This window comes from Micromonospora sp. NBC_00617 (genome assembly GCF_045161355.1).
Lineage (GTDB): Bacteria > Actinomycetota > Actinomycetes > Mycobacteriales > Micromonosporaceae > Micromonospora.
In genome coordinates this window covers 2,102,770-2,128,694 of sequence record NZ_CP107751.1, presented here as the reverse complement: position 1 = coordinate 2,128,694, position 25,925 = coordinate 2,102,770, and the positions used below count along the sequence as shown (strand labels likewise).

Below are 25,925 nucleotides of genomic sequence, written 5' to 3'. Positions count from 1 at the left end.
CGGCGGGCCGTGGGTGACGACACCCCGGCCCGGCGCGTTCGTCTCTCGGCCCTGCGCGTTCCCGTCTCAGCCCTGCACGTTCGGGTCTCAGCCCTGCACGTTCCAGCGGATCGGGTCCTCGGCCTTCTCCGGCCGGTCCCGCCCGGGATCGGTCTCGGTCAGCGCGACGCGCTCGTCCGGGCGTACGGCGGGCGGCAGCTCCCCGAAGCGGATGTGGCGCAGGAACGCGTACTCGTCCTCGGTGAACGGTTGCTCGGCCATCGGCACCCCCTCCTACCCCGCCATTGTCTGACGGCTGGCGAATCGCGGCAGCGGTCTGTCGGCTGACGGTCCTTCGGCCCTTGGGTGCGGGCCGACACACCGCGTACAGCATCCTAGGATCCTGGGTGTATGGCGTGCTGCGACGCGCCGTCGGCAAAAGCGGTCAAGCGGCAGGCGCAGGCGAGCAGACGGGCGCAGGCCAGGCGGGGCACGCGGACTGGGCGGGCCTGCGGACCGCCGGGCTGTTGCTCAGGGGTGGATGCTGGCGACCGGCCGGCGCGGGGCGGGCAGCCGGTCCAGCACCGCGAGCGCCGCCCGGACCGGTCGACGACGCAGCATGTCATCGAAGCTCGCCCGACCCTGACAGAAACGGACGAACATCCGCCAACCCGGCGGGGTCGCCAACAGGGCGTGGAAGACCTCCGGTCGGCGGGTGAACAGGTCGAGCAGTCGGAATCCCGCCCGCATCTCCGGCGTCAGGCGCTCAGTTACCGCCCGCTCGTACCCGGACAGGTCACCGTCGGCGACCGCCGTGCCGGCCAGCTCCCCGGAGCGCAGCGCGAAGCTGATGCCCTCGCGGCTCCACGGCTCCAGCAGCCCGGCCGCATCCCCCACCACCAACACACGGCCGTTGCGCAATGGGGAGTCCTCCGCGCGGCAGCGGGTCAGGTGACCCGAGTCGTGCTCCGCCGGCAGCCCGGTCAGGCCCAACCGGTCGACGAACTGCCGCAGGTAGGCGCGCGTCCCCTCCCCCGCGCCCCGACCCGCGATCACACCCACGGTCAACCGGTCGCCCTTCGGAAACACCCAGGCGTACGAGCCCGGCATCGCGCCCCAGTCCAGCAGCAGTCGCCCGCGCCAGCGCTCCTGCTCGGCGGGCGGCACCGGCACCTCCAACTCCAGCCCCAGGTCCACCTGCCGGTAGCGCACACCCACGTGTCGGGCGGTCACCCCCGAGGAACCGTCCGCGCCGATCACCGTGCGAGCCGTGAGCGTCGTACCGTCGGCCAACCGCAGGCGTACCCCCTCGGGGTCCTGCTCGATCGCGCGGACCGCGACCCGCTCCCGCAGCTGCGCACCGGCGGCCACCGCCGCCGCGCGCAGCCGGTCGTCGAACTCCTCGCGGCGCACCATGGTCACCACCGGACTGCCGTTGCGGCGGGTGAACTCCCGCCGGCCGTCGCGGGTGAACGTCACCCGGTCCACCCGGTCGTGCGCGGGCACCTCGATGCGGCCGCGCACGGCCGCCAGCGACGTGCCGATCAGGCCACCGCCGCACGTCTTGTACCGCGGGTGCGCGGCCCGCTCGACAACCAGCGTACGAACGCCGGCGCGGGCCGCGGCGTGTGCCGCGGAGAGCCCGGCGGGGCCGGCGCCGACGACGACGAGATCCCAGACGATCACGGTTGCAGCCTAGGGCACCCACCGCTGCGAGGCCCCGGCACGGCGCGCTGCCAACCGCCCGATCGGGTGGGCATCTTCGGTCAGGCAGGGGGTAACCGGCCTGGCGCGACCGTCCGCGCGGAGCGGACGAGCAAAAGGAGGAGATCATGCATCGGGTGCAGCTGTCGGACGTCGAGCAGCGCGTGTACCAGGCGGTCACCGCCCTCGAAGCACGTGGCCAGGTGCCCTATCCAGACCTGATCGCCGAGGAATCCGGACTGACCGAGGAGCAGGTGCACGCACCACTGCACCAACTGACCGAGAAGGGCCTGCTGCACCGCGAGGATTCGCCGATGGCCGGCCTCGACTTCGGCCCCCGATTCTGCGCCCGTCAGATGGCGTGACCCCCGACGATTGGCCCCCGCCTGCCGGGGTAGCGGTCAAGGATGCATGATCGACCGTCAACGGGAGGCGCCATGAGCGCGGCGCACGCGCCGCAGCCGGTCGACGCGGCCGAGAACCGCCGACGCTGGCAGGCCATCGCGGTCGGGCTGGTCGCCGCGTTCATGACGCTGCTCGACGTGAGCATCGTCAACGTCGCGGTGCCCTCCATCGACCGGGCGCTGCACGCCTCCCCGAGCGACCTGCAGTGGGTCCTCTCCGGGTACGCGCTGACCTTCGGGCTGGTGCTCGTACCGGCCGGCCGCTTCGGTGACTTCCGTGGGCGGCGCAACGCGTTCGTCTTCGGCATCGCGCTGTTCACCCTGACCAGCGCGCTCGCCGGCCTGGCCACCTCCCCCACCTGGCTGGTCGCCACCCGGCTGCTCCAGGGCGCCGCCGCCGGCATCATCAACCCACAGGTGATCGGGTTGATCCAACAGCTGTTCCGCGGGCCGGAACGAGCCCGCCCGTTCGGTCTGCTCGGCGCGACCATCGGCATCTCCACCGCCGTCGGGCCGCTGCTCGGCGGGCTGCTCATCGCCCTCGGCGGCGAGGAACACGGCTGGCGGTGGGTCTTCTTCGTCAACGTGCCGGTCGGCATCGTCGCGGTGATCCTCGGGTGGCGGCTGCTACCCGGTCGACCCGACGGGCAGCCCGGCCGACGCCGACTCGACCCGATCGGTGTGCTGCTGCTCGGCGTCGGCGTGGTGCTGATCCTGCTGCCACTCGTCCAACAACAGCAGTGGCACACGCCGTGGAAGTGGGCGCTCATCCCAGCCGGCCTGGCGGTGCTGGTCGCCTTCGGGCTGTGGGAACGGTGCTACGCGCGGCACCGCGAACCCCTGTTCGACCTGCGCCTGTTCACCTTCCAGTCGTACACACTCGGATCGCTCATCGCGCTTGTCTACTTCGGTGGATTCACCGCGATCTTCTTCATCTTCACCCTGTTCCTGCAGAACGGGCTCGGCTACAGCGCGCTCGTCGCCGGTCTCGCCATCACCCCGTTCGCGCTCGGGTCTGCCGCCGCGTCCGCACTGGGGGGACGCATCGTCAACCGTTTCGGTCGTCCCCTGGTCGCCATCGGCCTGCTCGCCGTGGTGATCGGTCTGGCCGCCACGGTGCTCGCACTGCACCTCGCGCCGGACGCCCCGGCGCCCTGGGTCACCGCCGCGCCGCTGCTCGTCGCCGGTATCGGCAGCGGACTGGTCATCGCCCCCAACCAGACGCTCACCCTCGCCCAGGTGCCGGTCCCCCAAGCGGGCAGCGGAGCCGGCATGCTCCAGACCGGCCAGCGGATCGGGGCGGCGGCCGGCATCGCCGCGGTCGGCTCGATGTTCTTCTCCTCGCTCGCCGACAGTCACGGCAACTGGACGTCGGCCTTCGAGAAATCGCTGCTGCTCGCCACGGGGATCATCGCGCTCGCGCTGGTCGCCGCGCTGATCGACATCTTCCGCGGCAACCACGACTGAAAATCCCCGCGGTACGCGTGCCGCCCGGCCCCCGACGTGCCGCACAGGTGGGCATGCCGGGGACCGGCACCGACTCGGGGTGGTGGCCAGGTCAGTAGGCGGGGGTTGGGTACGCCGATGGCCGGCACCCGTTCTCGGGTGCCGGCCATCGGTCGGGGTGGTGCGGTGGGTCAGCTGTTCCAGTACTGGCCAACCAGGTCGGCGGCCTGCTGCTCCCACTGGGCGTACGCGTCCGGGTACGCCGAGACCTGCACGGTCTGCGCGGCCTTGGTCAGCGGCATGTCCTGCCAGCCGTCAACCTGACGCAGGCCCTTGAGGAACGCGGTCGTCGAGTACTCCGGGTCAGTGATCTGCTCCGGCGTGCCCCAACCACTGGACGGACGCTGCTGGAACAGGCCCTGCGAGTCGTGGTCGTTGGCGTCGCCGAGGTGACCCAGGTTCTCCAGCTTCGACTCCTGCAAGCTCGTCGCGATCGAGATGACCGCCGCCCGCTCAGGCAGGCCAGCCTTCTTCGTCGCGGCGATGATCGCCTTGACGTTGGCGGTCTGCTCGTCGTTGAGGGTGATGTGTGACTGGGCGCCCTGCGGCTTCGACGCCGCGGTGTGTACGGCTGCCGCGACCGGCTTGGCATCAACCGGGTTGGCGTGCGCGGCGATCGGGCCGGCGAAGACACCACCGGCGAACGCGATACCGGCAACGGACAGCATGCTCTTGCGGAAGATCGTGTTCATGGGGGTAGCTCCTTCGGGGGTAGGAACACCACACACCACCATCGGGGGACGGTGACGCGGGGTGTGAGCACCTCGTCCGGCGCTGCACAAGACAGGGAAAAAGTCTGGGGGCGGCCCTGCGAACCCGGGGAAGGTTCGTGGCGCGGCGACCTGCGAGCGCAGGGGCTCGTGGCGCGGGGACCGTGTGTAACGACCGGCGGGCCGGGGTCATTCCCGGGCCCCCACCGGGGCCAAGGGGCGAGCCCCACGCTCGTTCGGGGGTCTGCAACGACCCGGCCCGGCCGGCCATTCCCATCCCGGTCGAGCCGGGCGGGGTGGCCGTGGTCCTGCGATCGTCAGGGTGTGTAACGACCCCCGGCCCGCCACGATTCCGCCCGACGGATGCGACCGGTCACACCCCACAGCCACCCAGAAACGGACATCCCGCCCAGCCAGACACCGACCACGCCCGGCCCGCACCGGGACACCCAGGCTGATCGACTCCAGATCGGCGATATCGCGGCATCCGGTCGGCGGGACACCCCCACTTCGCCGACACCGTGTCGATCACGGCAACCGGACAGCGCCGGCCACCTCGACCGGGACTGGCCCGAACACGTCTACGCGGGACCAGGCCCGCCGGGGCGTCCCCGCGCACGGGGCGACCTGGGCGGAGGTCGGGGGTGTGGCGGGGTCCGACAAACGCGAGTCGATCGCCCCGCCGGGTGACTCGTGACGAGTCGCCGCCGGGGTGGTCGACGGGTCCCGTGGGAGGGATGACATGGGGCTGGCGCCCGTCGGAGGATCCGACGGGCGCCAGCCTGAGGTGCGATCCGGGCACTGCCCGATTGGTGGTGCGCCGATCAGTGCGCAGCCCCGCCGAAGCGCTGGCGGCGACGCCAGGCCAGGGTCAGCAGCAGCATGATCGCGCCGGCGCCGACGAGGCCGCCGCCGAGCTTCATGGGCGTACCGATGCTGTCACCGGTGACGGGCAGCGGCTGCTTGCGGTGCAGCACCCGCAGTTCGGTGGTGGCGGTCCGGCCGGACTCCCGGCCCGTGGCGGTGAAGGTCAGCAGACCGGTCACCGACGGCTTGTAGCTCTTGGTGAAACGGCCCTGGGCGTCGGTGTGCGCCGTGAACTGCAGCGGCGCGCTCGCCTGGTACGCCACCGGCGCCATGGCCACCGTGGTGCCGTCGCTGCGGCGGGCCGGCGCCTTGCCTGCGGCCGGGGCCGCCAGCGGGGTGACGGTCACCGAGTGGTCAACGGTCTCGTTGGGGCGGAAGCCCGTCCCGGTCAGGATGACCGTCTCGCCGAGGAAGATCGTCGGCCGGTTGACGGTCAGGGCCGGGGGCTGCGGCGCGTACGGGGGCGGCTGGGGTGGATCAGTGGTCGCGCTGGGCGACGGCTGCGGCTGCGGCTGTGCCGCCCCCGCTGCCGTCGGCATGGCCACCACGGCCAGGCCGACCGTGAGCGCCATGATGATGCGGGATAGCCGCATGATTGGTTCCCTCCTACTGGTCACAGCTTGGTGCGGAATGAACTTGGGTGGTCCACGGGCTGGCGGTGGGGGTCAGCCACAGCTCGGCCTGCCCGACGCCGGTCTTGGCCGTCAGGACGGTGACCTCCAGCGCCCTCTCGGCGCCGGGGCCGATGTCGACGTTGGCCGTCGCCACCTGGCGGCGGCGTTCGGTGCCGCTGCCCAGTGCCGTTTCGGTCCCGTCGAGCCGGGCGTCGAGCACGGAGCCGCCAGCCGGACTGAAGATCGACACCAACGTGCGAGCGGTGTACGGATCGCCAGCCAGGCCGAGGCCGAGGATCGACTTGCTCAGCCCCGACTTCGGCGCCGTCGAGCGCAGGGTCACCCGCAGCCGGAGCTCGCGGCGGCCGTCGGATTGGCATTCGCCGACCGTGAGGCTTGCCGTCGGCCGCAGGTAGTAGCCGAGTTTCGCGCCGCTGCCGTCGTTGAGAAACACGCCGACCGTCGGCACGGTGTCCTGTTCCGGGAGTGATCCGGCCATCCGGCTGTCGCCGAACGTCCGCTGTTCTTCCGGTCGAGCACTCCAGAACAATATCCGGCGTTCCGTGATAGCACGGTCGAATGCGGACAACAACACCCTAGGGTTGACATTCTTCTTGAGGAAGGCGTCAAACACCGCAGCGGCCGAGGACGCGAAGTACTCGTCCTGCTGCTTGGTGTCCAGCCGCTGGTAGGTCTCGTTGAGCAGGGTCTGCACGACCTTCTCGCTGGCCAGCGGCACACCGCCGGGCACCAGCACCGGGCCGGTGGCCTTGAGCAGATAGGACAGCACCACCGGGTCGACGGCGAGCACGCCGTCGACGGTGGTTCCGGTCTTGCGCCGGAACATCTCCCGGTACAGGGCGGCGGCGGTCGGGAAGTGCGGCGTGAGGTTCACGTCGGCGGGATAGATGCCGGGCAGGTCGGTCCAGACCGCCCGGGTCTCGGCGGGCAGCTTCAGCGCCGGGGTGAACTGGCCGAGGGAGGCGCTGCTGCCCTGCTGGCCCATCCGGACCCGACCGTTCTCGGCCTCGATCATCGCGTACGCGCCGAACATGCCGCCGGTGGCGCGCAGCTCGGCCAGGTTCTGCGAGACGAGCAGGTAGCGCCGTGGCCCACTCGCGCCGAGCAGCGGCGGCAGCAGCCGAGCGCCCTCATCGGCCGCGGCGGTGAGACTGGCCAGCCGGTCGATCTCGCCACGTAGGTCGGTCAGCGCCTGGCGCACCTGGTTGACCAGCCGGTCGACGGGCACCGCGCTCAGGTCACGCCGGGTGCCCTGCACCGCGTCGTTCGCCCGGGTCAGCTCCGCGGAGACCGAGCTGAGCCGGGCCAGGTCCAACCGCCCTTCGGCCGGCACCAGGCTGGTCAGGTCCGTCCGCAGCAAGGTCGGGAACGCCCGCCGGGCCAGGTCGTCGATGGCGATGGCGATCAGCCGGACGGCGTCGAGGTCGTCGCCGACGATCGGGGTACGCCGACCGACCTTCCAGCTCGGGTCGGACGTGGCAGCCCGGGCCGCGCCGGCCTGCTCCTGCAAGGCGGAGAGGGTCCGCTGGGCACGCTCGGTGTCCCCGCCGACCACCTGCGCGCTCAACTCCCGGGCCAGGCCGGCGGCATTGAGCAGGTGGGCACGCGCCTGCCAGCCCCGGAAACCGATCCATCCCCCGGCGGCCAGCAGCAGCGATCCGACGACCAGGGCGCCGAGCAGGGCGCGTCGCAGTCGCGCCCGCCGGCGACGCCGGGATCGGCTCCGCCGTCGATGCGGTCGTTCGCTCTCCGTCACACCACACTCCCGTTTGCTGGAATCGGACAGTCCGGCGGATTCCCCGACGTTCTTAGCACGTAGCGGAGGAACTTCGTACGGTTATGGCATTTTTCGTCCTTTACACGAGGTTTCCTCGCGGCTCTCCCGCGTCCTGCGGAACCCGGCCGGCGGCCTCGTGCAGCAACCGCTCGATGCGGTCCACCCCGGCCGGCAGCGACATCTCCCGCAGGTACGTCTGCCGTCCCCGGCGGCCCATCTCGGTGCGCGCCGGCGGCGGGATGGTGGCGGCCAACCAGAACCGGTCGGCCAGCGCGGCCCAGTCCTCGGGAGGGCACGACAGCCCGGCTCGGGCGCGTTCCACCAGCTCGGCGGTGTCCCCGCCGGCCGACGCCACCACCGGCGCTGCGCAGGAGAGCGCGGCCTGCAGCTTGCCGGGCACCATGCCGCGAAGCTCCGGCAGGTCGCGCAGCATGATCAGCTGGTAGTCGGCGGCGGCGTACAGCTCGGGCATGTCGACCGGCGACCGCCGCTCAAGGAAGCGGACGTTCTCCGCCTTCAGATCGGCGGCGAGCCCGCGCACCCGCTGCTCATCCGCGCCCGAGCCGACCAGGACCAGGTCCATGGTGCGGTCCAACGCGGCGGCGGCTCGTACCGCCGTCTCCAGCCCCTGGCGGGCGCCGATGGTCCCGGCGTGCATGACCACGCACCGACGATCCCGGCGGACCATCTGCCGGGCCGCCGCGCCCGGCGTCGCCGGGTAAAAGATGCGCTCGTCGGTCCAGTTCAGCACCAGCTGGACCCGGGCCGGGTCGGCCCCGGCGGCGACCACCAGGTCACGCATCGACGGTGCGGCCACCGCGACCCGCGCGGCCGTCCGGTAGAGGCGGGTCATCGCGGCGCCCATCCGTGCCGACCAGCGGCCGTCGCCGTCCGCGTCCGCGCCGTCCCGTGCCCAGACATCCTGTACGTGCAGCACGGCCGGCACCTTCGGCAGCAGCCGGAACAGGGCGGCGGTGGCGAACGTGGTGGCCGGCAGCTGGAAGACGTAGAGCGCGTCCACGTCGCCGAGGAACCGACGCGCCGCCAGCGACGCGCTGCCCGCGAACGACAGGTAGCTGACCATTCGCCCGCCCATGGAGGTGGCCCCGCTGGAGTAGCGCGGCACCCGTCGGACCGCCAGCCGTTGACTGTGCGTCTCGTGGTGCCAGCGCTGCCGCCACCCTGGATAAACGTGGCCACCGGGGTAGTCCGGGAAGCCGGTGAGCACACGGACCTCGTGCCCGCGCGCGGCCAGCTCCTCCGCGAGGCTGCCGGGGATGAAGGCGGGCTCGGGTGGAAAGTGGTACGACAGGATGCCGATCTTCACCGGGGCACCGCCGAGGACCACGGATCGACCTCGGCCGGCGCGGCAGCACGTCCGGCGGGTGGTCGGCCCGCGTACGATGCCGGCAACCCCTCCCCGCGCGGCCAGCGACGTCGATGCACCACCCTCGGGGTGTGGCGACCCGCGTCCGCACCCACGAGAGGGCTCCCGATGGCCGATCGCGTGTTGTTCGTCTGCCACGCCAACCTGTGCCGCTCGCCGATGGCCGAGTTCCTGGCCCGCCGGTTGCTGGCCGACCGGCCCGTGCTGGTGTCCAGCGCCGGCACCGACGCGATGGACGGCATGGCGATGCACCCGTACGCGGCCCGGGTCGCGGCCGAGGGCGGCGGCGACCCGGCGGCCTTCGCCAGCCGGACGCTGCGCCCCGAACACCTCGCCGACGCGACGCTCGTGCTGACCGCGACACGGCGGCAGCGCTCGATCTGCACCGCGCTGGCGCCCGGCGCGCTGCACCGGACGTTCACCCTGCGCCAGTTCGGCCGACTGGCGGCGGCGGCCGAGCCGCCCGCCGAGTCGCGCGACGACCCGCTGCGGGCCGCCATCGCCGCCGCCGCCCACGCCCGGGGGCGGTTGCAACCCGCCGCCCCGGACGCAGACGACCTGCGAGACCCGATCGGCGGGACCGCCGCCGACTTCCGTCGCTGCGCTGAGGAGATCGAACGCTCGCTACGACCCCTCGCCGCGCTCATCGGGGCAACCGGGTGAGTTCCTGGGTGCGGTCGCTGACGCCGTTGACGCCGGCGCCCTCGCTGTGCCGGGCGGCGGAGGCCCGGCCGGTCGGCACCGACGAAGTGGCCGGCGAGGTCACCACCCGGTAGGCCTCGTACTGGTACGCCTCGGCCTTGGCCACCTTGGCCATGTTCAGCACGCAACCGAGCACCCGCACCGAGACCGAGTGCAGCGAGCGGGCCGCCGCAGCCACCTGGCTTCGCGACGTACGGCCCTGCTGACTCACCAGCAGCGCACCGTCGGCCTGGACGGCCACCACGACACCATCGGTCACCGCGAGCAGCGGCGCGGTGTCGATGATGACGATGTCCGCGCTCTCGCGCAGCGCGAGCAGCAGGTCCGCCATCGCCTTGGAGCCGAGCAGTTCGCTCGGGTTCGGCGGCGCGGAGCCGCTGGGCAGCACCAGCAGGGACTTGTCGCCCCAGCGTTGCACCACGTCACCGACCTGGACGTCACCGACCAGCACGTCGGTGAGACCGACACCCGCGTCCAGGCCCAGGTACTCGTCCACCTTCGGGCGGCGCAGGTCCGCGTCGACCAGCAGCACCCGCCAGCCCGCCTCGGCCAGGGCGATGGCCAGGTTGCAGGAGAGCGTCGTCTTGCCCTCGCCCTGCAGGGCGCTGGTCACGGCGATGACCCGGGCCGGCTCGTGCACGTCCACGAAGCGCAGGTTGGTCCGCAGCTTGCGGATCGCCTCCGCGCGGACCGACGTCGCGGCTTCCCCGACGATCAGCGGAGCGGTCCGGGCGGCGCTCTCGAACGGGATCTCACCCAGCAGGGGGCTTCCGGTGGCGCGTTGCAGGCCCGCGGCGTCGCGCAGGCGGACATCGGCGACACCGCGCAGGATCGCCAGGCCGACGCCGAGCACCAGACCGACCAGACCGCCGAGCGTGAGGTTGCGCGCCGGCTGCGGCGAGACGGGGCTGGCGCTGACCCGGGGGCCGCTGACCACCTCGATCTTGATCGGCGCCTTGCCCTCGGGCGGCGTCTCGACCTTCTGGACGAGCTCGACGAACTTCGCGGCGAGGATTTCGGTCACCCGCAGCGCGCGCGCCTGGTCGGTGTCGGTGACGGAGGCGCGCAGCAGCACGGTGCCCGTCTCCGTGGAGGTGGTCACCCGGTGCTGCACCTCGTCCGCGGTGAGCCCGACCGGGGTCTCGGCCACCACGCTCTGCGCCAGGCGATCGCTGCTGAGCAGGTCGGCGTACGACTTGACCCGCTGTTGAAGGAACAGACCACCCTGGTAGGCGTCGGTGACGCCCTGGTTGGGGGTGGTGACGAAGAAGGTCACCGAAGCGACGTACCGGGGCTGGGCCCGTACGGTCAGGAACGCCGAGAGGCCCAGGGCCACCATGACGGTGACCAGCACGACCCACCAGTGCCGACGCACGTGGCGCAGTTGGCGGAGCAGGTCCATCAGGAGTGCCTCCGTGCGGGTCCGGTTACGCCAAAGAACTTCACGAAAACCCCCAAGGTCGTCTGGCAACTCGTGAAACCATTAAAGCCCCTCATAGGGCTTATGTCCGGAGTTATGCATTTTCGAGGCGTACAAGTGCGCCCGCATGACCAACCCGACAAAGGGCCATTCGGCAGCGGCGACATCCGGGAAAAGTCACGGCCGATCCGCGGCCACCCCCTCGCGGTCGCCGCGAGATCGCCCGCAATATCCACCGCCGGAGGCGCGCTGCTGCTCCTCGGCGCCGTCCTCGCGCTGCTCTCGGCGGGGACGCAGCTGGGTCGAGTCGTACACCCGGCCAGGACCGGTGACACCCTGGCCCGGCGGCGGGCGCTGGCACCTCGACCTGGGCTGCTGGCCGACTTCGCCTTCGTGGCGGGCCTGAGGTCAGGCGCGAGGTCGTGGCCGGCGATCTGCGGGAGCGCGAGGCGCGGCACTCGCGGTGGTGGCCGACATCGGCGGGATGACGCTGCCCGCGTCGATCTACGCGGCGGTAATCGAGAGAGCGGGCGGGGAGGGGTTGTGCGGCTGGGCCACCGCGATCGCCGCCGACATCGCCCGCACGCTGGCCGTGCTCACGGTGGTCACCTCGATGGTCACCGCACACCTGGCATCGACTGGCGGGGTGGTGGCGGTCAGGGACGAGCTGCTCGCACTCGGATCGGCCGGGACGAAACGGCGCCGGCGGTCGCCCGCGTGGACGACCGCCGCAATGCGTGACGGTTCAGTGGCGACGCTCGCTGGGGCGACGCTCCTCGGTCTCGTCGGCCAACGCGTCGGTCGCCGGCGCGGTGAGATCATCGCCGGGCACCGCCACCTCCTCCGCGAGGTCCTGCTCGTCGGGCTTGCCGCCGGGCTGGGGCTCGGGAGCGGTGGCGCCGCCGGCGTAGCCGTACTCGTTCGGTTCGTCGTGCCGGCCCATGTGGTTATCCTCCCGCTTTTCCCTGTTTCGCTGCTACCGCCCACGGTAGGTGGTGATCGTCGTCCGCGCAGCGCGGCGGGGATTGTCGGCGCGACCACGGCGGCGCGAGACTCAACGCCGCCCCGAGCAGTTGGCGCAGCGCGACGATCGCCGCCGCGGCGGCCAGGCCACCCCACTGCGGATTACCGGCCAGGCGGAGCAGGCCGGCCGCCGTGAGCAGGTCCAACAGGACCCGGACCGCGACCCGGACGGCACCGGTGCACAGAGCTGTGACCACACCGGCGGCCAGGGCCAGCGCGGTCACCACCTCGACCAGCGCGCCGATCACGGCCGTGGCTGCCCGTCAGTGACCTGCCGCTGCTCCTGCCGGATCTCCCGGCCCAGGAAGTAGTTCAGCGCCGTCCGGATCGTGGCGATCGCCGCCAGCTGGCCGATCTGGGTGAACGACGGTGACACCGCCGTGCGCAGGACGTCGGCGGCCAGCTGGAACTCCAGACCCAGCGTCAAAAACCGGCCCAGGGACAGTCGGATCGGAGTGAAGACGGCGGCGGTGCGGTGCCGCAGCCCTTCGACCACGAACCGCACCGCCGCCCACACGGCACCCACGAAGATCACCAGGGCCCCGGCCACCTCCACCACGGCTACCAGCACCTCGTCGCCGTGGCGCAGCAGCTCCGCCGGCTCCACCCGGAGCCGTTACCCGCCAGCGGGGCAGCTAGTCGGTGCTCAGGTCAGCTCGTTCACGGCCTCCAGGATCAGCCAGAGGCCACTGATGGCGAAGAGCACCGCGGCGCCGTACTTGATGGTCTTCTCCGGCAGGCGGCGGCCGAGCGTCCGGCCGACCAGGATGGCCAGCGCGTCCGCGGCCACCATGCCGATCGTGGAGCCGAGCCAGGTGCCGAACCAGCCGTACTTCGTGGCCAGGGTGATCGTCGCGAGCATCGTCTTGTCGCCCAGCTCGGCCAGGAAGAACGCCACCGACACCGCGACGATCGCGGTCTTGCTGGTCTTCTCGGCCTTGCGCTTCTCCTCCTCGGTGAGCCTGTCACCGCGCAGTGTCCACGCGCCGAAGCCGAGGAACGCCACACCGGCCACCAGGGAGATCCACTCGGTGGGCAGCACAGCGCCGAGACCCGAACCGATCGCGACCGACGCCAGGTGCACCACCGCCGTGGCGACGGTGATGCCGATCAGCACCGGAATCGGTTTGAACCGCGTAGCGAACGTCAGCGCCATCAACTGGGACTTGTCTCCCAGCTCGGCCACGAAAATGACACCGAAGCTGACGACCAGCGCGGCGAGGAATCCCTCCATGACATCCTTCCCGTTTACGCCGGGAGGAGGTACAGGGGCACCCTCGACCCGGCTGCGACAGCCTGAGTCGAAGGTCTCGCCCGCCCCGGAGACCGGGGCCGCGTGGCCGGGTGCGGAACGCACCAGTATGTCGACCACGACATTGAGGGCTACTCCCCTTCGCGCGACCAGCCTAACCGATCACCGAGCGGCCCGGACGCCGTGGGTGAAGAGCGTCACCGCGCCCGGGCCGCAAGTCGTGGATGAACAGCCTCACCGCGCCCGGGCCAACGTCACGCCGAAGAGCCCGTCCGGATCGGTCCAGAAGTTCGCCGCCGCGAAGCCCGCGTCGCGTAGCTCGGCGGCCACCCCCTCCGGGCGGAACTTCGCCGACACCTCCGTCCGCAGCTCCTCCCCCGCCGCGAACTCGACCGTCAGGTCCAGCACTCGGACCCGCATCGGGCGCGTCGCCCGCAGCCGCATCTCGATCCACTCGCGGTCCGGATCCCAGTGGGCGACGTGCTCGAACGCCTCCGGGTCGAAGTCGGCGCCCAACTCCCGGTTGATCACGTACAGCACGTTGCGGTTGAACTCGGCCGTGACCCCGGCCGCGTCGTCGTACGCGGGCACGATCACCGACGGGTCCTTCACGAGGTCGGTGCCGAGCAGCAGCCAGTCGCCGACCTCCAGCGCGGCGCGCATCGCGGCCAGGAAGTCGGCCCGCTCAGCCGGCAGCAGGTTGCCGATCGTGCCGCCCAGGAACACCACCAGCCGCTGACCGCCGGTGGGCAGCCGGTCGAGCTGACGGGTGAAGTCACCCACGATGCCCCGGACCCGCAGCCCCGGATAGTCGGCGGCGATCTGCGCGGTCGACCCCAGCAGGGCACTGACCGACACGTCCAGCGGCACGAACGTGCCCAGCCCGCCCTGACGGGTGAGCGCGTCCAGCAGCAGCCGGGTCTTCTCCGACGAGCCGGAGCCCAGCTCGATCAGGGTCTTGGCGCCGGTCAGCGCCGCCACGTCCGGCGCGTGCTCGGCCAGCACCGCCCGCTCAGCCCGGGTCGGGTAGTACTCGGGCAGCCGGGTGATCTCCTCGAACAGCTCGCTGCCCCGTGAGTCGTAGAACCACTTCGGCGGCAGCCACTTCGCCTCGGCGGTCAACCCGGCCCGGACGTCCTGACGCAGACCACGCTCCAGGTCCTGCGGCTCAAGGTAGATCTCCAACGGTTCCGCTGTCATCGGTCCTGCCTCTCTGCTCAGTCACACACCTCGCGTTGCCCGACCGGTGCTGCTCACCGGGTCGGCAGTGGGCACATCCGCACCTCGTCCACGGTGGCGGTGACCAGGTGCCCCTCCGGCACCGGCCGCCACCGGGAGTCGTCGTCGTGTGGCTCGGAGGCCAGCAGCACCGAGCCCGCCGCCGCACGCACCGACAGCGCGTGGCCGGACGTGGTGGCCACCACCCGCCGCCCGTCGGTGAGCAGCACGTTCAGCCGCGACCCCGGGGCGGCCACGGCGACCTCGGCCACCGTCCGGGCCACCGCCTCCGCCGGGTCGTCGCCGGCGCGCAGCCGGTGCCGCACCAGCGCCCACAGCAGCGCCGAGTCGGTGGCCGCGTCCAGGGTCAGCAGGTCACGCACCGGCAGGCCGGCGGCGAGCGGCACCACCGCGTCCGGCCAGCCCCGGACCACACCGTTGTGGCTGAACAGCCAGCGCCCCTCGGCGAACGGCGCGGCAGCGCCGTCGAGCACCGCCATCCCGACGGTGGCCGAGCGGACCGCGGCCAGAACAGCGCCGGCGCGGGTCACCGCCGCCAGCTCGGCGAGCGTCGGGTCGCTCCAGATCGGCTGGGCACGCCGGTACCGCACCGGCTCGCCGTCGCTCGGATACCAGCCGACGCCGAACCCGTCGGCGTTGATCGTGCCGCCGCCGCGCATGTCGCGAGGCGCCCAGGACTGGCGTACGAGTGCGTGCGCCGGCTCGAACAGCAACTCGGCCAGCGTGACCGGCGGCCCCAGATAGGCCAGGTGACGACACATCAGCGCAAAATGGTCGCCAGCGCACCGGCCCGGTGCGGCGTCACCGGCGCGACTCGTCCGGCGCGGCGTCCCGGGCGCAGCGAAAGCCGCTGAAGATCTGCCGCCGGATCGGGTAGTCCCAGTTGCGGAACGTCCCCCGGCAGGCCGACCGGTCCGTACCGAACGAGCCGCCGCGCAGCACCCGGTAGTCGTCGCCGAAGAAGACCTCCGAGTATTCGCGGTAGGGAAACGCGGTGAAGCCGGGATGCCCGCGGAAGGTGGTCGACGTCCACTCCCAGACGTCCCCGATGAGCTGGTGCACGCCCAGCGGCGACGCGCCGCCCGGGTACGCGCCCACCGGCGCCGGCCGCAGGTGGCGTTGGTCCAGGTTCGCGTGCGCCTCGGTCGGGTCCTCGTCGCCCCACGGGTAGCGGCGCGACCGCCCGGTCGCCGGATCCCACCGGGCGGCCTTCTCCCACTCCGCCTCGGTCGGCAGACGCTTGCCCGCCCACGCGGCGTACGCCTGCGCCTCGTGGAAGCACACGTGCACCACCGGCTCGTCGGCGCGCACCGGATCCCACCGGCCGAAGCGCCGGTACGCCCAGCCGTCGCCGTCGCGACGCCAGTGCATCGGCGCGACGAGTTGCTCCCGAACCCGGTGCTCCCAACCCGCCGCGCTCCACCACCGTGGGTCGGCGTACCCGCCGTCGGCGATGAACGCCTCGTACTCGCCGTTGGTGACCGGCGCGGCGTCGATGACGTACGCGGGCAGGTCGACGCGGTGCGCGGGACGTTCGTTGTCCAGAGCCCACGGGTCGGTGTCCGTGCCCATCGTGAACTCCCCGGCCGGCACCAGCACCTCACCGCCGACGCGGGCGGTCGGCTCGGGTGGTGGCGGGGCGTGCAGGACCGCCGCACCCGCGCGCAACTGGTGGGTCGCGAGCATCGTCTCGTCGTGCTGCTGCTCGTGCTGAACGATCATGCCGAAGGCGAACCCGTCGGCGACCAGCGGCCGGTCGGTGAAACTCACGGCATCGAGCAGGTCGTGCACCTTGTCCCGGACCGTGCCCAGGTAGGCACGCGCCTCCGCCGGTGGCAGCAGCGGCAGCGCGGGCCGGTCGCGGCGGGGCTGCTTGAACGCGTCGTACAGCTCGTCGATGTCGCAGCGGACCGGCTCGCGGCCACCCACATCACGGACCAGCCAGAGTTCCTCCTGGTTGCCGACGTGCGCCAGATCCCACACCAACGGCGACATCAGCGGAGAATGCTGGCGCATCAGGTCGGCGTCGTCGACCGCCTCGGTCAGCAGGGCCGTGCGGGACCGGGCACGCGCCAACTCCGCCGCGATCCGCCCCCGCAGCCGCTCCCCCTCGGGATGTTCCGTCGTGCGCTCACTCACCGTCTCGCCGTTCACCGGTCTCCCTTTCGTTCGCGACTGCGGGGCTCGCAACCCCGGCTCACTCCTCGCGCTCACCGGTCCGCCTTCGTTCGCGACTGCGGGGCTCGCAACCCCGGCTCACTCCTCGCGCTCACCGGTCTCCCCTCTGTGCGGCGACCAGCCGCCGTCGTACGCCTCGTTGGACCTCGTCGTGGGTGCCGGCCGGCAGCTCCAGCCGGGGCAGTGCGGCCAGGGCCAGGTCGAGCAGCGCGGCCGCGGCGGCGGCCAGCGTCGGGTCGGACAGACCGTGCCGCGCGGCCGCCGACCAGCGGTGCGCCACCGGCGCGCCGATCGTGTACGCCGTGCGCACGGTGCCCGGGTCGCTGAACAGCGCGCTCAGCACCGCCAGCGGGAGACGCCAGTCCCGGTCGGGCTGGGCGTCCAGGTAGCGCAGCTCCAGGTAGCCGCGCGGGCGCACGGGTGGAAAAAGAGTGCTGACGTGGTAGTCAAGATCGTCGGTGGTGGGCGGGCGGGGCAACGCCCCGTCGAGCCAGTCGGCGAAGGTGACACCCGGCGGCGGCGCCCAGTTCGGGCCGCGTCGGCGCAGGCAGAGCAGTGGCGCGGCCAGCACGTACCGGATCCAGGTGGTCGTCGGATCCTCGTCGGCGTTGCCGGGCACCCACACCGGGCGGGTGCGGGCCGGGTCGATGGCCAACCAGGCGGCCATTCGCGCGGACGCCCAGCCGGTGCGCCGCCCGGCGTGCCGGCTGGCCGAGGCGAACGCCGCGAGCAACGGCGGCCCGACCGCGTGGGCCGCCGCCCAGCGCGGCGCGACCTGGTCCGGCTCGCCGATGTCGAGGCAGACCTGGAGACCGGCGGTGCTGTACATCATCGTCCGGCCGGCCGGACCCCGCCGGTCGAAGACGCGACGCATGGCGCGGTATCGGGGAGTGTCCACCACGGGGCGGGGCCGACGGTGCGGGTCGATCCCGCTGCGGCCGAGGGTCAGCCCAGCGGCGGCCAGCAGACCGGTGACCTGGGCGATGTCGGCCTCGGTGGCCTGGATCAGCGCGCCGGTCGAGGAGCGCGGCGGGGTGGAGATCTCCAACTGGCCGCCCGGTTCGAGGGTCACCGTCCCGCCGTGTCGCAGCGGCTCGGCGGGGCTCGTCGGGTCCAGTGTGACGGGGCAGTGGCGCCCCAGCGCCGCCCGCAGCCGCACCGGGTCGACCGGTCGGGCGGGGTCGGCGGCGTCGTGCACGGTCCATTCCAATTCGACGCCCGTGTACGTCGGGGGGCCCGTCTTGAAGCAGATGCGCGCGAGATGTCGGCCTGCGGCGGCGGACTCCCGCAGGATCGCGCTGCGGTCCAGCTCGGGCGACGTCACCATCGGGTGCAGCCTCCTTCGTCGTGCGCCAGCTCCGGAACACTGTGCCACCGTAAACCCACCCACCGACACTGTCGGCGGCGTCGACGGTGCCACCAACTTCTGTCTAACAGAAGAATTTCCCGGTGCACGGCAGAACGAACGCGCCGGCCGGACGCTCAGTTCGCGGCCGGCCCGGCCGGGTGGGAGGGCTTGACCTTCGCCGATCCGGGCGGCGTCGCCGCCGGGGACGGTTCGGCGGGGGCAGACGGCCGCGCCGAAGCCGACGGGGACGGTCGCGCCGGAGCCGACGGCTTCGCCTCGGGCACCAGTCGCCGGCAGTACTCCTCGACCGCGGCGACGCCACCGGCGGCCGCCACCAGCCGCTGGAAGGCCGGCGTCCGCAACTTCTTCTCCCGCTGCTCGGGCTTTCCTGCGCGCCAGGCCCGGCACAGCCCGTGCAGCTGACCGTTCGGCGCCGCACCGACGGACCCAGTGCTGGCCGGGGGCGGCGGGCCCGGCGAGGCCGACCGGCTCGGCGCGGTCGACGTGGTCGCCGCGGTCGACGAGGTCGCCGCGGGATCGCTGGCGCTCGGTGGCGCGCTGCTCGGCGCCGGCGGCACCGGGTCGGGTGCCCGGTCCAGGCCGGCCGCGGCGAACGCGGCGCCCGCGGTGGCGGTGGCGGCCAGCGCTCCGATCCAGGCCAACGCGCCGGTGGTGAGCCGGCGGCTGCGTGGTCGTCGGGCTGCGGACGGCTCCGAGGCGGCGGCCCGGGCGACCCGGAACGCGGCCAGCGCGGCCTCCTCGCCCGCCAGCTCCCCCGGCCGGGCCGGGCCGGCGGCAGCGGCGAGCAGCCGCGCCAGCGGGTCGGCGGACGCCGGCGAGGCGGCGGACGCGCGGGGCCGCTCGGCCGCGTCGAGGTCGGGGGCCACGTCGGGGTCGACGGCGATGTCGACGTGCCGGGCCGTGTCGGAGTCCGAAGACGTGTCCGGGCGGAGAGACGCCTCGGGGTCGAGGGCAGCGTCGATGCGGGTGGCGTCGAGCAGCCGCTCGGTCTCGGCACGGCCGGCGTGCCGGTCCGGCCGGTACGGGTTCATCCGGAATCCCCTCACGTCAGCCGTCCGCCTGCTCGGCGTGTGACGTCCGCCGGGATCGGCCGGTCCGTCCGCGAGGTGGCGGGACCACCTCGGCGCCGATCGACGGTGCGACGCCGTCGGCGCCGAGGGCCGGCGCCGCAGTCGCGCCCTGCGCGTTCGACGCGGACGCGGGGCCCTGCGCAGACACCGCGCCCTGCGCGTTCGGCGCAGACACCGGGCCCGGCGCGGCAGGCACAGGCCGTGTGGTCGGAGCGTCAGGCGCGGACACCCCGTCCGGCGCGTCGGCCGCCCGGGTCGGGACGGCACCGTCGGATGGCGGTGCGGTCACCATCTGTCGGTCCAGCACGGTGGCCAGCCGCCGCAGCCCACGGTGGGCGGCGGTCCGGACGGCCCCGGCCCGACGCCCCAGCACCCGACCGGCCGACTCAGCGTCCAACCCGATCACGGCCCGCAACAGCACCGCCTCGGCCTCACGCGGCGGCAACGTGGCGATCAGCGCCAGGGCCGCCTCGGTGCTGATCGTCTCGCCGGCCCGCTCGGCGGTGTCACCGTCGCCGGCCAACTCGGTGAGCGCCTGCACCGGGACCGGCAGCGACGGTCGTCGACGCAGCCGGCGCAGATGGTCCATGGCCCGGTTACGGGCGATGGTGACCGTCCAGGCGCGGAACTCACCGCCGGTGAAGTTGGGCAGGTCACGGGAGATCTGCAACCACGTCTCCGACGCCACGTCCTCGGCGTCCGCGCCGACCAGGGCGGTCAAATAGCGCAGCAGACCCGGCTGCAGGCTGCGGTACAGGAAGCGGAAGGCGTCCTCGTCCCCGGCCTGCGCGGCGGTGACCGCCTCGGACAGCTCGCCGGTCATCCGCGGCTCACGGGTCGCTCCGGACGGCGGGCCGGCCCGACGCGCCATGCCGGCGCTCTCCGCGCGCGCACCGTCGACCCCACCGGCTCCCGCACGCGCACCGCCCTCCACCGAATCCGCTTCGCGCCCGCGTCCGGGCCGGCCGGGGGGCGTCCGCACCGGCGCGATGGCTCTCGACTCTCCAGGCGCGGCCGGCCGGGCGGCCCCGAGCCGGGCTAACGGTAAAAGGGGACCATCCGAGCGACAAGTCGGGATCGCGTCACGGAAGAGTGACAATTATCAAGCCGTCCGGACGGCGTGCCGCCGTAACAGGTGTGCACCACCGGACGCTCCGTGGGCCGGGAGACCGCCCGCGGCGGTGATCCGGCAACCGTACGCCGGGATGTGTCGGGTTTTGTCACGTGCCGCTGTCATGTCGTCACAGATCTGGCCGTGTCCACTGAGGTCGGACTGGACGGACCGGCGGGTACGACCACCTGGCCGATCAACCGCAGCGCGCCGTTGCCCGCCGCTCTGGGTACGGTAATGCTGTGTTGTCATCGGAGGTCGTGCTCAGCGGGCGGTACCGCCTGGACGAACGTGTCGCCACCGGCGGCATGGGCGACGTCTGGCGTGCCTCGGACCTGGTCCTCGGCCGGCAGGTCGCGGTCAAGGTCCTGCTGCCGGCGCTGGTCTCCGACCCGGACTTCATCGCCCGTTTCCGGGCCGAGGCACGGATCATGGCCGCTCTGCGGCACCCCGGCATCGTGCAGGTGTACGACTGCGGCGAGGACGACCTGCCCGACGGCGGTCGGGCGGACTACCTGGTCATGGAGTTCGTCGAGGGTGAGCCGCTGTCCAAGCGGATCGAGGCGGCCGGTCGGCTCGACGTGGCCGAGACGATGTCGATCGTGGGTCAGGCGGCGCACGCGCTGAGCGCGGCGCACCGCGGCGGCATCGTGCACCGCGACGTCAAGCCCAGCAACCTGCTGGTCCAGGAGGACGGCACGGTCGTCCTCGTCGACTTCGGTGTCGCCCGTTCCACCAACGTGACCAGCATCACCAGCACCAACGCGGTGCCCGGCACTGCTCTCTACATGGCGCCCGAGCAGGCCGCCGGTCGTCCGGTCAGCGGCGCCACCGACATCTACGCGCTCGGCGCGGTCGCCTACTGCTGCCTCACCGGCGGTCCACCGTTCACCGGGGACAACCCCCTCCAGGTCGCCGTGCGGCATCTGGACGACGAGCCGCCGGAGCTGCCGCACGACATCCCGGAGGCGGTCCGCGCGCTGGTGTCGCGGGCCCTCGCCAAGGACCCGCTCGACCGCTTCACCAGCGGCTCGGCCATGGCCGAGGCCGCCCGCACCGCGGTCACCGGCGGTGAGCCGCCGACGGCGATGGCGGCGGCGGTCCCGCTGCGCGAGGCCGGACCGGGCACCCGCACCGACGTGCCGGTCGGCGCGGCGGTGGCGAGCACGGCGGATGTCGCGCGTCAGCGACGTCGCGGGCCACTGGTCGGCGCGGCGGCCGCCATGCTGGTCGCCCTGATCGGTCTCGGGGCGGCACTGGGTGCGGCACACAACACCGGCGACGACGAGCCGGCCGTCGACCTGCCGACGACCTCCGCGACGCAGGGGTCGACCCAGCAGGCGGAGCTGCCGGCGGCGGACGAGCAGAGCACCGACGATCCGGAGCGCCCGAACCGGCCGACCGTCCCGGACGCCACCACGTCGGCGTCGGTCACCGCCGCGCCGAGCGTGCAGCCCTCCCAGTCGTCCAGCCCGGCGTCGGCGACGCCGAGCGCGACCACCGCGCCGCCGCCCAGCGACCCGCCGAAGACCGACCCGCCGAAGACCGGCCCTCCCGCGACGGAACCGCCCCCCACCACGGCGCCGCCGACCGTTCCGGAGGAGCCGGGGGGCCGCTGACCGTCGACCCCACCAGCACCGATATCCCCAAAACGGACTTACAACGCCGAAGACCCCTCTAGGCTCCCAGCAGGTCATTTCCACCATCTGCCGCGGGAGCCCGGGTGAGCGCTGAGAAGCTGGTCGTGATCGGTCAGGGGTACGTCGGACTGCCGCTGGCCATGCGTGCCGTCGAGGCGGGCCTGGACGTCGTCGGCCTCGACGTCGACGCCGACCGGGTGAAGCGGCTCGCGTCCGGTGAGTCCTTCGTGGAGGACATCCCCACCGACCGGCTGGGCCGCGCGCTGGGCAGCGGTCGGTACCGCCCCAGCACGGAGTACACCGACGCCGAGGGTTTCGACATCTGCGTCATCACCGTGCCCACCCCGCTGCGCGACGGCACCCCGGACCTGAGCTTCGTCGAGCAGGCGGGCGTCGGCATCGGCCCGTACGTGCGGCCGGGCTGCACGGTGATCCTGGAGTCGACCACCTATCCGGGCACCACGGAGGAGCTGCTCCGACCGCTGCTGGAGTCGGCCAGCGGGCTGACCAGCCCCGGCGACTTCCACCTCGGCTACAGCCCGGAGCGGATCGACCCGGGCAACCCGACCTGGCGACTGGAGAACACCCCGAAGGTGGTCTCCGGTGTCGACTCGGTGTCGCTGGCCCAGGTGCAGGGGTTCTACCAGCGCCTCGTGGAGCGCACCGTCGCGGTGGACTCCACCAGGGTCGCCGAGCTGACCAAGCTGATCGAGAACACGTTCCGCCAGGTCAACATCGCGTTGATCAACGAGCTGACGATGCTCTCGCACCACCTGGACATCGACGTGTGGCAGGCGATCGACGCCGCCGAGACCAAGCCGTTCGGGTTCCTGCCGTTCCGGCCCGGCCCCGGCGTCGGCGGGCACTGCCTGCCGATCGACCCGTGCTACCTGTCCTGGCAGGTCAAACGGCGCCTCGGCCGACAGTTCCGGTTCATCGAGCTGGCCAACGACGTCAACCACGAGATGCCCGAGCACGTCGCGCAGCGGATCATGGCGGGACTGAACCGGTCCGGCCGGGCGGTGAGCGGCGCCCGGCTGCTGCTGCTCGGGCTCGCGTACAAGAAGAACACCGGCGACATGCGGGACTCCCCCGCCATCGACGTGGCCCGCCGCCTCCAGGCGCTCGGCGCCGAGGTCCACGCGGTCGAGCCGTACGCCCAGGCCCACCACATTCCCGCCGGGGTCACCATCGTCGGGCTCACCGAGCGGGAGGTACGGGCCGCGGACGCGGTGGTGGTGGTCACCGACCACGACAGCTTCGACTACGACCTGGTGGTCCGGCACGCCCGCTACGTCTTCGACACCCGCAACCGGTGCGTCGGCGAGATGGTCGAGCGCCTCTAGACCCGGCACCGCTGGCCGGTCCCGCCGCCGGGGAAAGATGGCGGGGCCGGCCGGCGGATGTCCGCCCGACGGCCCCGAGACGGAGCCGGCCGAGATCACTGGTCGGCGAGCGCCTCGACGACGGGCCGCGACAACGCCCGGCGGGCCGGGAGCACCGACGCGAGCAGGGCGGCCAGCACGGCCACGCCGAGGATCAGCCCGAGTTGACCGAGCGGCAGCACCACGTGGAAGTCCCCACCGAGACGTGCCAGCAGCGCCATCGCCGCGGCGCTCACGCCGGTGCCCAGACCGATGCCGAGCACCGCTCCGACCAGCGCCATCAGGACCGCCTCCGCCGCGAGCATGGCCCGCATCCGGGCGCGGGTCAGCCCGACCGCCCGCAGCACAGCGTTCTCCCGGGTGCGCTCGACCACCGACAGGCTCAGCGTGTTGGCCACGCCGACCAACGCGATCACCACGGCCAGGCCGAGCAGCGCGGTGACGAAGGCCAACAGCATGTCCACCGTGCCGGTGAGCATCTTCTTGTACGCGCCCTGGTCCATCAGGTTCACCGTCGGATAGCGGGCCAGGACGGTTTCGATCGCGTCGCGGGCCTGCACGGCGCTCACGCCGTTGGCGGGGTCGATCTCGGCCAAGAAGCCCCGCTCGCGGGGAAAGAGCGCGGCGAAGTCCGCGTCGTCCAGGTCAATGACGTGCCCCTTGGGCGCCGCGCTGGCGACCATGGCCGGCGCGTCGTCGGCGACCACCGCCGCCACCCGGAACGGCCGGCCCGCGATGGTGACCGGGGAGCCGACCTGCCAGCCGCGCGCCTGTGCCAGCTCCCGGTGCACCAGGACCTGCCCCGGTCCGAGCCGCCCGACGTCGCCGGCCAGCACTCCGGTCAGCGTCCGGCCGACCAGCGCCGGGTGGGCGGCGCGGACCTCGATGTCGCCGGTGACGGTGCTGCGCTGCTCGTGCACCACGCCCAGCTCGGGGCGCGCGGCCAGTTCACCGGCGAGCGCGGCGGGCAGGTTCTGACCGATGCCGCTGACCACGAAGTCTGTCCCGATCTCGGCGTCGACGCTGCGTTCGATGCCGTCCTTGGTGCTGCGCGCGCCGACCACGAACGCCGACACCAGTCCGATTCCGATCACCAGGGCGGTCGCCGTGGCGGCGATCCGGCGCGGATTGCGCACGGCGTTGGCCACCGCGAGGCCCGCGGTCATCCCGAACAGCCGCCGGGCCGGCCAGCCGATCGCCCGGACCAGCGCCGGGACGAGCACCGGCCCGAACAGGACGATCCCGAAGAACGCCAACACGCCGCCGACGGCCACGAGCAGCACCTGACCGGCGCTGGCGGCGCCGGCCAGCGCCGCGACGCCGGCACCGAGCACCACCGCGCCGAAGATCAGGCGCAGCCGACCGGCGCCCCGAGCGGGCTGCACCGCGGCGTCGGTGAGCGCGGCCACCGGGGCGACCCTGGTCCCCCGCCAGGCGGGCAGCAGGGCGGACGCCACGGTGAGCGCGGTGCCGAGCAGCAGGCTGGTCAGCACTGTCGAACCGGCGACCGTCAGCCCACCGGACAGCGGCACGTCCAGCCGGGTCATCAGCAGCCGCATACCGGCCGCGAGAGCGACCCCGAGCAGCACCCCGAGCACGGACGCGACGAACCCGACCAGCGCCGACTCCAGCAGGGCGGCCCGGAAGACCTGCCCCCGGGTCGCGCCCACCAGGCGCAGCAGCGCGGTCCGCCGGGTGCGTTGCGCCAGCACGATCGCGAAGGTGTTGGCGATCACGAAGCCGGCCACCACCACCGCGACCCCGACGAAGATGAGCAGCAGCATCATGAACTGGTTCAGGTCGCGGACCGCGTCGTCGACGGCCTCGTCGAGGATCTGCTGGCGGCCCCGCACGCTGGCGTCGGCGCCCGCGACGACCGCGCGCAGCCGGCCGGCCAGCACCGTCTCGGACGTTCCCGGCCGCGCCGCCACCATGATCCGGTCATAGCCGCGCGCACCGCTGACCGCGAGCGCGTCCGGGCCGACCAGGCCGATGAACGGCCCGCCGACGTCACGGACGCTGCCGGCCACGTCGACGGTACCGACCAGGGTGTACGGACGGGCCGCGCCGCCGGTGCCGCCGATCTGGACCGGGGCGCCGAGGGTGAAGCCCTCCTCGGCCACGGTGGGCGCGTCGAGCACCACCTCGCCCGCGCGGTCGGGCAGGCGGCCGGACACCACGTCGTACGAGCGCAGGGCGGCCTCGGTGGGGATACCGGCGAGCACGGCGTAGCCGAGCACCGGCCGGCCGTCGGCGCCGAGGAGCCCTCCGGCGCCGGTCAGCTCCCCGGCCGCGGCGGCCACGCCCTCGACGGCGCGGACCCTGTCGATGAGGCTCGCCGGCAGCGCCCTGTCGCCGCTCGGGTAGACGCCGAGGTCGGTGTGCCGGTCGAAGGTCCCGGCCCGCTCGTACGCGCCGGCGCGCATCCCGTCGACGAAGATCAGCGTGCCGGCGATGAACGCGACGCCGAGCACGACGGCCAGCGCGGAGAGCAGCATGCGCAGCGCCTCGGCGCGCAGCGAGCGCAGGGTCGATCGGATCATGTGCGGGCTCCCGGTGCAGGCGCG

Annotated in this window: 23 protein-coding genes and 1 pseudogene; 6 read left to right on the top strand and 18 right to left on the bottom strand. The window is 72.9% G+C overall.

From position 1 onward, the window contains the following. Positions 1–87: 87 nt before the first annotated feature. Both OG505_RS09595 and OG505_RS09590 read right to left on the bottom strand, forming a co-directional pair. On the bottom strand, positions 88–261 hold the full coding sequence (locus tag OG505_RS09595; RefSeq protein ID WP_234591432.1) for a hypothetical protein: 174 nt from the start codon (positions 259–261) through the stop codon (positions 88–90). A gap of 249 nt (positions 262–510) precedes the next feature. Then, positions 511–1,665, bottom strand: a complete 1,155-nt coding sequence (locus tag OG505_RS09590) for a geranylgeranyl reductase family protein (RefSeq protein ID WP_405432634.1) — start codon at positions 1,663–1,665, stop codon at positions 511–513. A 146-nt stretch (positions 1,666–1,811) separates the two neighbouring features. Here OG505_RS09590 and OG505_RS09585 point away from each other — a divergent pair, with 146 nt between their 5' ends. Both OG505_RS09585 and OG505_RS09580 read left to right on the top strand, forming a co-directional pair. Then, positions 1,812–2,048 (top strand): hypothetical protein, encoded by a 237-nt coding sequence (locus tag OG505_RS09585; RefSeq protein ID WP_405432632.1) that lies wholly within the window; start codon positions 1,812–1,814, stop codon positions 2,046–2,048. A 42-nt stretch (positions 2,049–2,090) separates the two neighbouring features. Then, the gene (locus tag OG505_RS09580; protein WP_405432631.1) at positions 2,091–3,554 is read left to right on the top strand and encodes an MFS transporter; all 1,464 of its coding nucleotides are present in this window, start codon (positions 2,091–2,093) and stop codon (positions 3,552–3,554) included. 170 nt (positions 3,555–3,724) lie between these two features. Here the strand turns inward: OG505_RS09580 and OG505_RS09575 are convergent, their stop codons facing one another. The 4 genes from OG505_RS09575 to OG505_RS09560 form a co-directional block, all read right to left on the bottom strand. After that, positions 3,725–4,285: a hypothetical protein gene (locus OG505_RS09575; RefSeq protein WP_405432630.1), complete on the bottom strand. Its 561-nt coding sequence runs from the start codon at positions 4,283–4,285 to the stop codon at positions 3,725–3,727. 842 nt (positions 4,286–5,127) lie between these two features. Then, positions 5,128–5,763 (bottom strand): hypothetical protein, encoded by a 636-nt coding sequence (locus OG505_RS09570; RefSeq protein ID WP_405432628.1) that lies wholly within the window; start codon positions 5,761–5,763, stop codon positions 5,128–5,130. 13 nt (positions 5,764–5,776) lie between these two features. Continuing rightward, positions 5,777–7,561 (bottom strand): DUF4012 domain-containing protein, encoded by a 1,785-nt coding sequence (locus OG505_RS09565; RefSeq protein WP_405432627.1) that lies wholly within the window; start codon positions 7,559–7,561, stop codon positions 5,777–5,779. Between the two features lie 100 nt (positions 7,562–7,661). Then, positions 7,662–8,909: a glycosyltransferase family 4 protein gene (locus OG505_RS09560; protein WP_405432625.1), complete on the bottom strand. Its 1,248-nt coding sequence runs from the start codon at positions 8,907–8,909 to the stop codon at positions 7,662–7,664. 168 nt (positions 8,910–9,077) lie between these two features. Here OG505_RS09560 and OG505_RS09555 point away from each other — a divergent pair, with 168 nt between their 5' ends. After that, positions 9,078–9,632 (top strand): low molecular weight phosphatase family protein, encoded by a 555-nt coding sequence (locus OG505_RS09555; RefSeq protein WP_405432623.1) that lies wholly within the window; start codon positions 9,078–9,080, stop codon positions 9,630–9,632. Here OG505_RS09555 and OG505_RS09550 read toward each other — a convergent pair. Further along, positions 9,613–11,073, bottom strand: a complete 1,461-nt coding sequence (locus OG505_RS09550; protein ID WP_405432622.1) for a polysaccharide biosynthesis tyrosine autokinase — start codon at positions 11,071–11,073, stop codon at positions 9,613–9,615. The two genes, OG505_RS09555 and OG505_RS09550, sit on opposite strands and share 20 nt — an antisense overlap. A gap of 502 nt (positions 11,074–11,575) precedes the next feature. Between OG505_RS09550 and OG505_RS09545 the strand changes: the two are divergent. Then, positions 11,576–11,710 (top strand): annotated as a pseudogene (locus OG505_RS09545) (Na+/H+ antiporter NhaA); the annotation flags it as partial. Positions 11,711–11,836: 126 nt separating this feature from the next. Here OG505_RS09545 and OG505_RS09540 read toward each other — a convergent pair. The 10 genes from OG505_RS09540 to OG505_RS09495 all read right to left on the bottom strand — a co-directional run bounded on the left by OG505_RS09540 (position 11,837) and on the right by OG505_RS09495 (position 20,045). Then, the gene (locus tag OG505_RS09540; RefSeq protein WP_405432621.1) at positions 11,837–12,034 is read right to left on the bottom strand and encodes a hypothetical protein; all 198 of its coding nucleotides are present in this window, start codon (positions 12,032–12,034) and stop codon (positions 11,837–11,839) included. Between the two features lie 4 nt (positions 12,035–12,038). Beyond that, on the bottom strand, positions 12,039–12,362 hold the full coding sequence (locus OG505_RS09535) for a hypothetical protein (RefSeq protein ID WP_405432620.1): 324 nt from the start codon (positions 12,360–12,362) through the stop codon (positions 12,039–12,041). Then, positions 12,359–12,721, bottom strand: a complete 363-nt coding sequence (locus OG505_RS09530; protein WP_234591220.1) for a DUF1622 domain-containing protein — start codon at positions 12,719–12,721, stop codon at positions 12,359–12,361. Before OG505_RS09530 ends, OG505_RS09535 begins: the two co-directional genes overlap by 4 nt. Positions 12,722–12,760: 39 nt before the next feature. Continuing rightward, positions 12,761–13,348, bottom strand: a complete 588-nt coding sequence (locus OG505_RS09525; RefSeq protein ID WP_405432618.1) for a TMEM165/GDT1 family protein — start codon at positions 13,346–13,348, stop codon at positions 12,761–12,763. A 252-nt stretch (positions 13,349–13,600) separates the two neighbouring features. Continuing rightward, positions 13,601–14,566 (bottom strand): L-histidine N(alpha)-methyltransferase, encoded by a 966-nt coding sequence (gene egtD, locus OG505_RS09520; protein WP_405432616.1) that lies wholly within the window; start codon positions 14,564–14,566, stop codon positions 13,601–13,603. Between the two features lie 53 nt (positions 14,567–14,619). Next, positions 14,620–15,366: an ergothioneine biosynthesis protein EgtC gene (gene egtC / locus OG505_RS09515; RefSeq protein WP_405432615.1), complete on the bottom strand. Its 747-nt coding sequence runs from the start codon at positions 15,364–15,366 to the stop codon at positions 14,620–14,622. Between the two features lie 40 nt (positions 15,367–15,406). Beyond that, on the bottom strand, positions 15,407–16,759 hold the full coding sequence (gene egtB / locus OG505_RS09510) for an ergothioneine biosynthesis protein EgtB (RefSeq protein WP_405432613.1): 1,353 nt from the start codon (positions 16,757–16,759) through the stop codon (positions 15,407–15,409). Positions 16,760–16,874: 115 nt separating this feature from the next. After that, on the bottom strand, positions 16,875–18,110 hold the full coding sequence (gene egtA / locus OG505_RS09505; protein WP_405432611.1) for an ergothioneine biosynthesis glutamate--cysteine ligase EgtA: 1,236 nt from the start codon (positions 18,108–18,110) through the stop codon (positions 16,875–16,877). Positions 18,111–18,265: 155 nt separating this feature from the next. Continuing rightward, positions 18,266–19,183 (bottom strand): hypothetical protein, encoded by a 918-nt coding sequence (locus OG505_RS09500; protein WP_405432609.1) that lies wholly within the window; start codon positions 19,181–19,183, stop codon positions 18,266–18,268. A gap of 16 nt (positions 19,184–19,199) precedes the next feature. Beyond that, a complete protein-coding gene (locus OG505_RS09495) occupies positions 19,200–20,045 on the bottom strand; it encodes a sigma-70 family RNA polymerase sigma factor (RefSeq protein WP_405432608.1) in 846 nt (281 codons plus the stop codon). Positions 20,046–20,575: 530 nt separating this feature from the next. Here OG505_RS09495 and OG505_RS09490 point away from each other — a divergent pair. Both OG505_RS09490 and OG505_RS09485 read left to right on the top strand, forming a co-directional pair. Beyond that, on the top strand, positions 20,576–21,952 hold the full coding sequence (locus OG505_RS09490) for a serine/threonine-protein kinase (protein ID WP_405432606.1): 1,377 nt from the start codon (positions 20,576–20,578) through the stop codon (positions 21,950–21,952). A 104-nt stretch (positions 21,953–22,056) separates the two neighbouring features. After that, complete coding sequence (locus OG505_RS09485) at positions 22,057–23,319, top strand: nucleotide sugar dehydrogenase (RefSeq protein WP_405432604.1); 1,263 nt, start codon at positions 22,057–22,059, stop codon at positions 23,317–23,319. 95 nt (positions 23,320–23,414) lie between these two features. Here the strand turns inward: OG505_RS09485 and OG505_RS09480 are convergent, their stop codons facing one another. Continuing rightward, positions 23,415–25,901 carry an ABC transporter permease gene (locus tag OG505_RS09480; RefSeq protein WP_405432602.1) on the bottom strand — a complete coding sequence of 829 codons (2,487 nt, stop codon included), beginning with the start codon at positions 25,899–25,901 and terminating at the stop codon, positions 23,415–23,417. Positions 25,902–25,925: the final 24 nt, after the last annotated feature.

Excerpts from the sequence above, each read along its gene's own strand:
- OG505_RS09595 (WP_234591432.1), bottom strand. The coding sequence starts at position 261 with ATGGCCGAGCAACCGTTCACCGAGGACGAGTACGCGTTCCTGCGCCAC.
- OG505_RS09585 (WP_405432632.1), top strand. The coding sequence starts at position 1,812 with ATGCATCGGGTGCAGCTGTCGGACGTCGAGCAGCGCGTGTACCAGGCG.
- OG505_RS09580 (WP_405432631.1), top strand. The coding sequence starts at position 2,091 with ATGCATGATCGACCGTCAACGGGAGGCGCCATGAGCGCGGCGCACGCG.
- OG505_RS09575 (WP_405432630.1), bottom strand. The coding sequence starts at position 4,285 with ATGAACACGATCTTCCGCAAGAGCATGCTGTCCGTTGCCGGTATCGCG.
- OG505_RS09570 (WP_405432628.1), bottom strand. The coding sequence starts at position 5,763 with ATGCGGCTATCCCGCATCATCATGGCGCTCACGGTCGGCCTGGCCGTG.
- OG505_RS09555 (WP_405432623.1), top strand. The coding sequence starts at position 9,078 with ATGGCCGATCGCGTGTTGTTCGTCTGCCACGCCAACCTGTGCCGCTCG.
- OG505_RS09550 (WP_405432622.1), bottom strand. The coding sequence starts at position 11,073 with ATGGACCTGCTCCGCCAACTGCGCCACGTGCGTCGGCACTGGTGGGTC.
- OG505_RS09540 (WP_405432621.1), bottom strand. The coding sequence starts at position 12,034 with ATGGGCCGGCACGACGAACCGAACGAGTACGGCTACGCCGGCGGCGCC.
- OG505_RS09525 (WP_405432618.1), bottom strand. The coding sequence starts at position 13,348 with ATGGAGGGATTCCTCGCCGCGCTGGTCGTCAGCTTCGGTGTCATTTTC.
- egtD (WP_405432616.1), bottom strand. The coding sequence starts at position 14,566 with ATGACAGCGGAACCGTTGGAGATCTACCTTGAGCCGCAGGACCTGGAG.
- egtC (WP_405432615.1), bottom strand. The coding sequence starts at position 15,366 with ATGTGTCGTCACCTGGCCTATCTGGGGCCGCCGGTCACGCTGGCCGAG.
- egtA (WP_405432611.1), bottom strand. The coding sequence starts at position 18,110 with ATGGTGACGTCGCCCGAGCTGGACCGCAGCGCGATCCTGCGGGAGTCC.
- OG505_RS09500 (WP_405432609.1), bottom strand. The coding sequence starts at position 19,183 with ATGAACCCGTACCGGCCGGACCGGCACGCCGGCCGTGCCGAGACCGAG.
- OG505_RS09495 (WP_405432608.1), bottom strand. The coding sequence starts at position 20,045 with ATGACCGGCGAGCTGTCCGAGGCGGTCACCGCCGCGCAGGCCGGGGAC.
- OG505_RS09480 (WP_405432602.1), bottom strand. The coding sequence starts at position 25,901 with ATGATCCGATCGACCCTGCGCTCGCTGCGCGCCGAGGCGCTGCGCATG.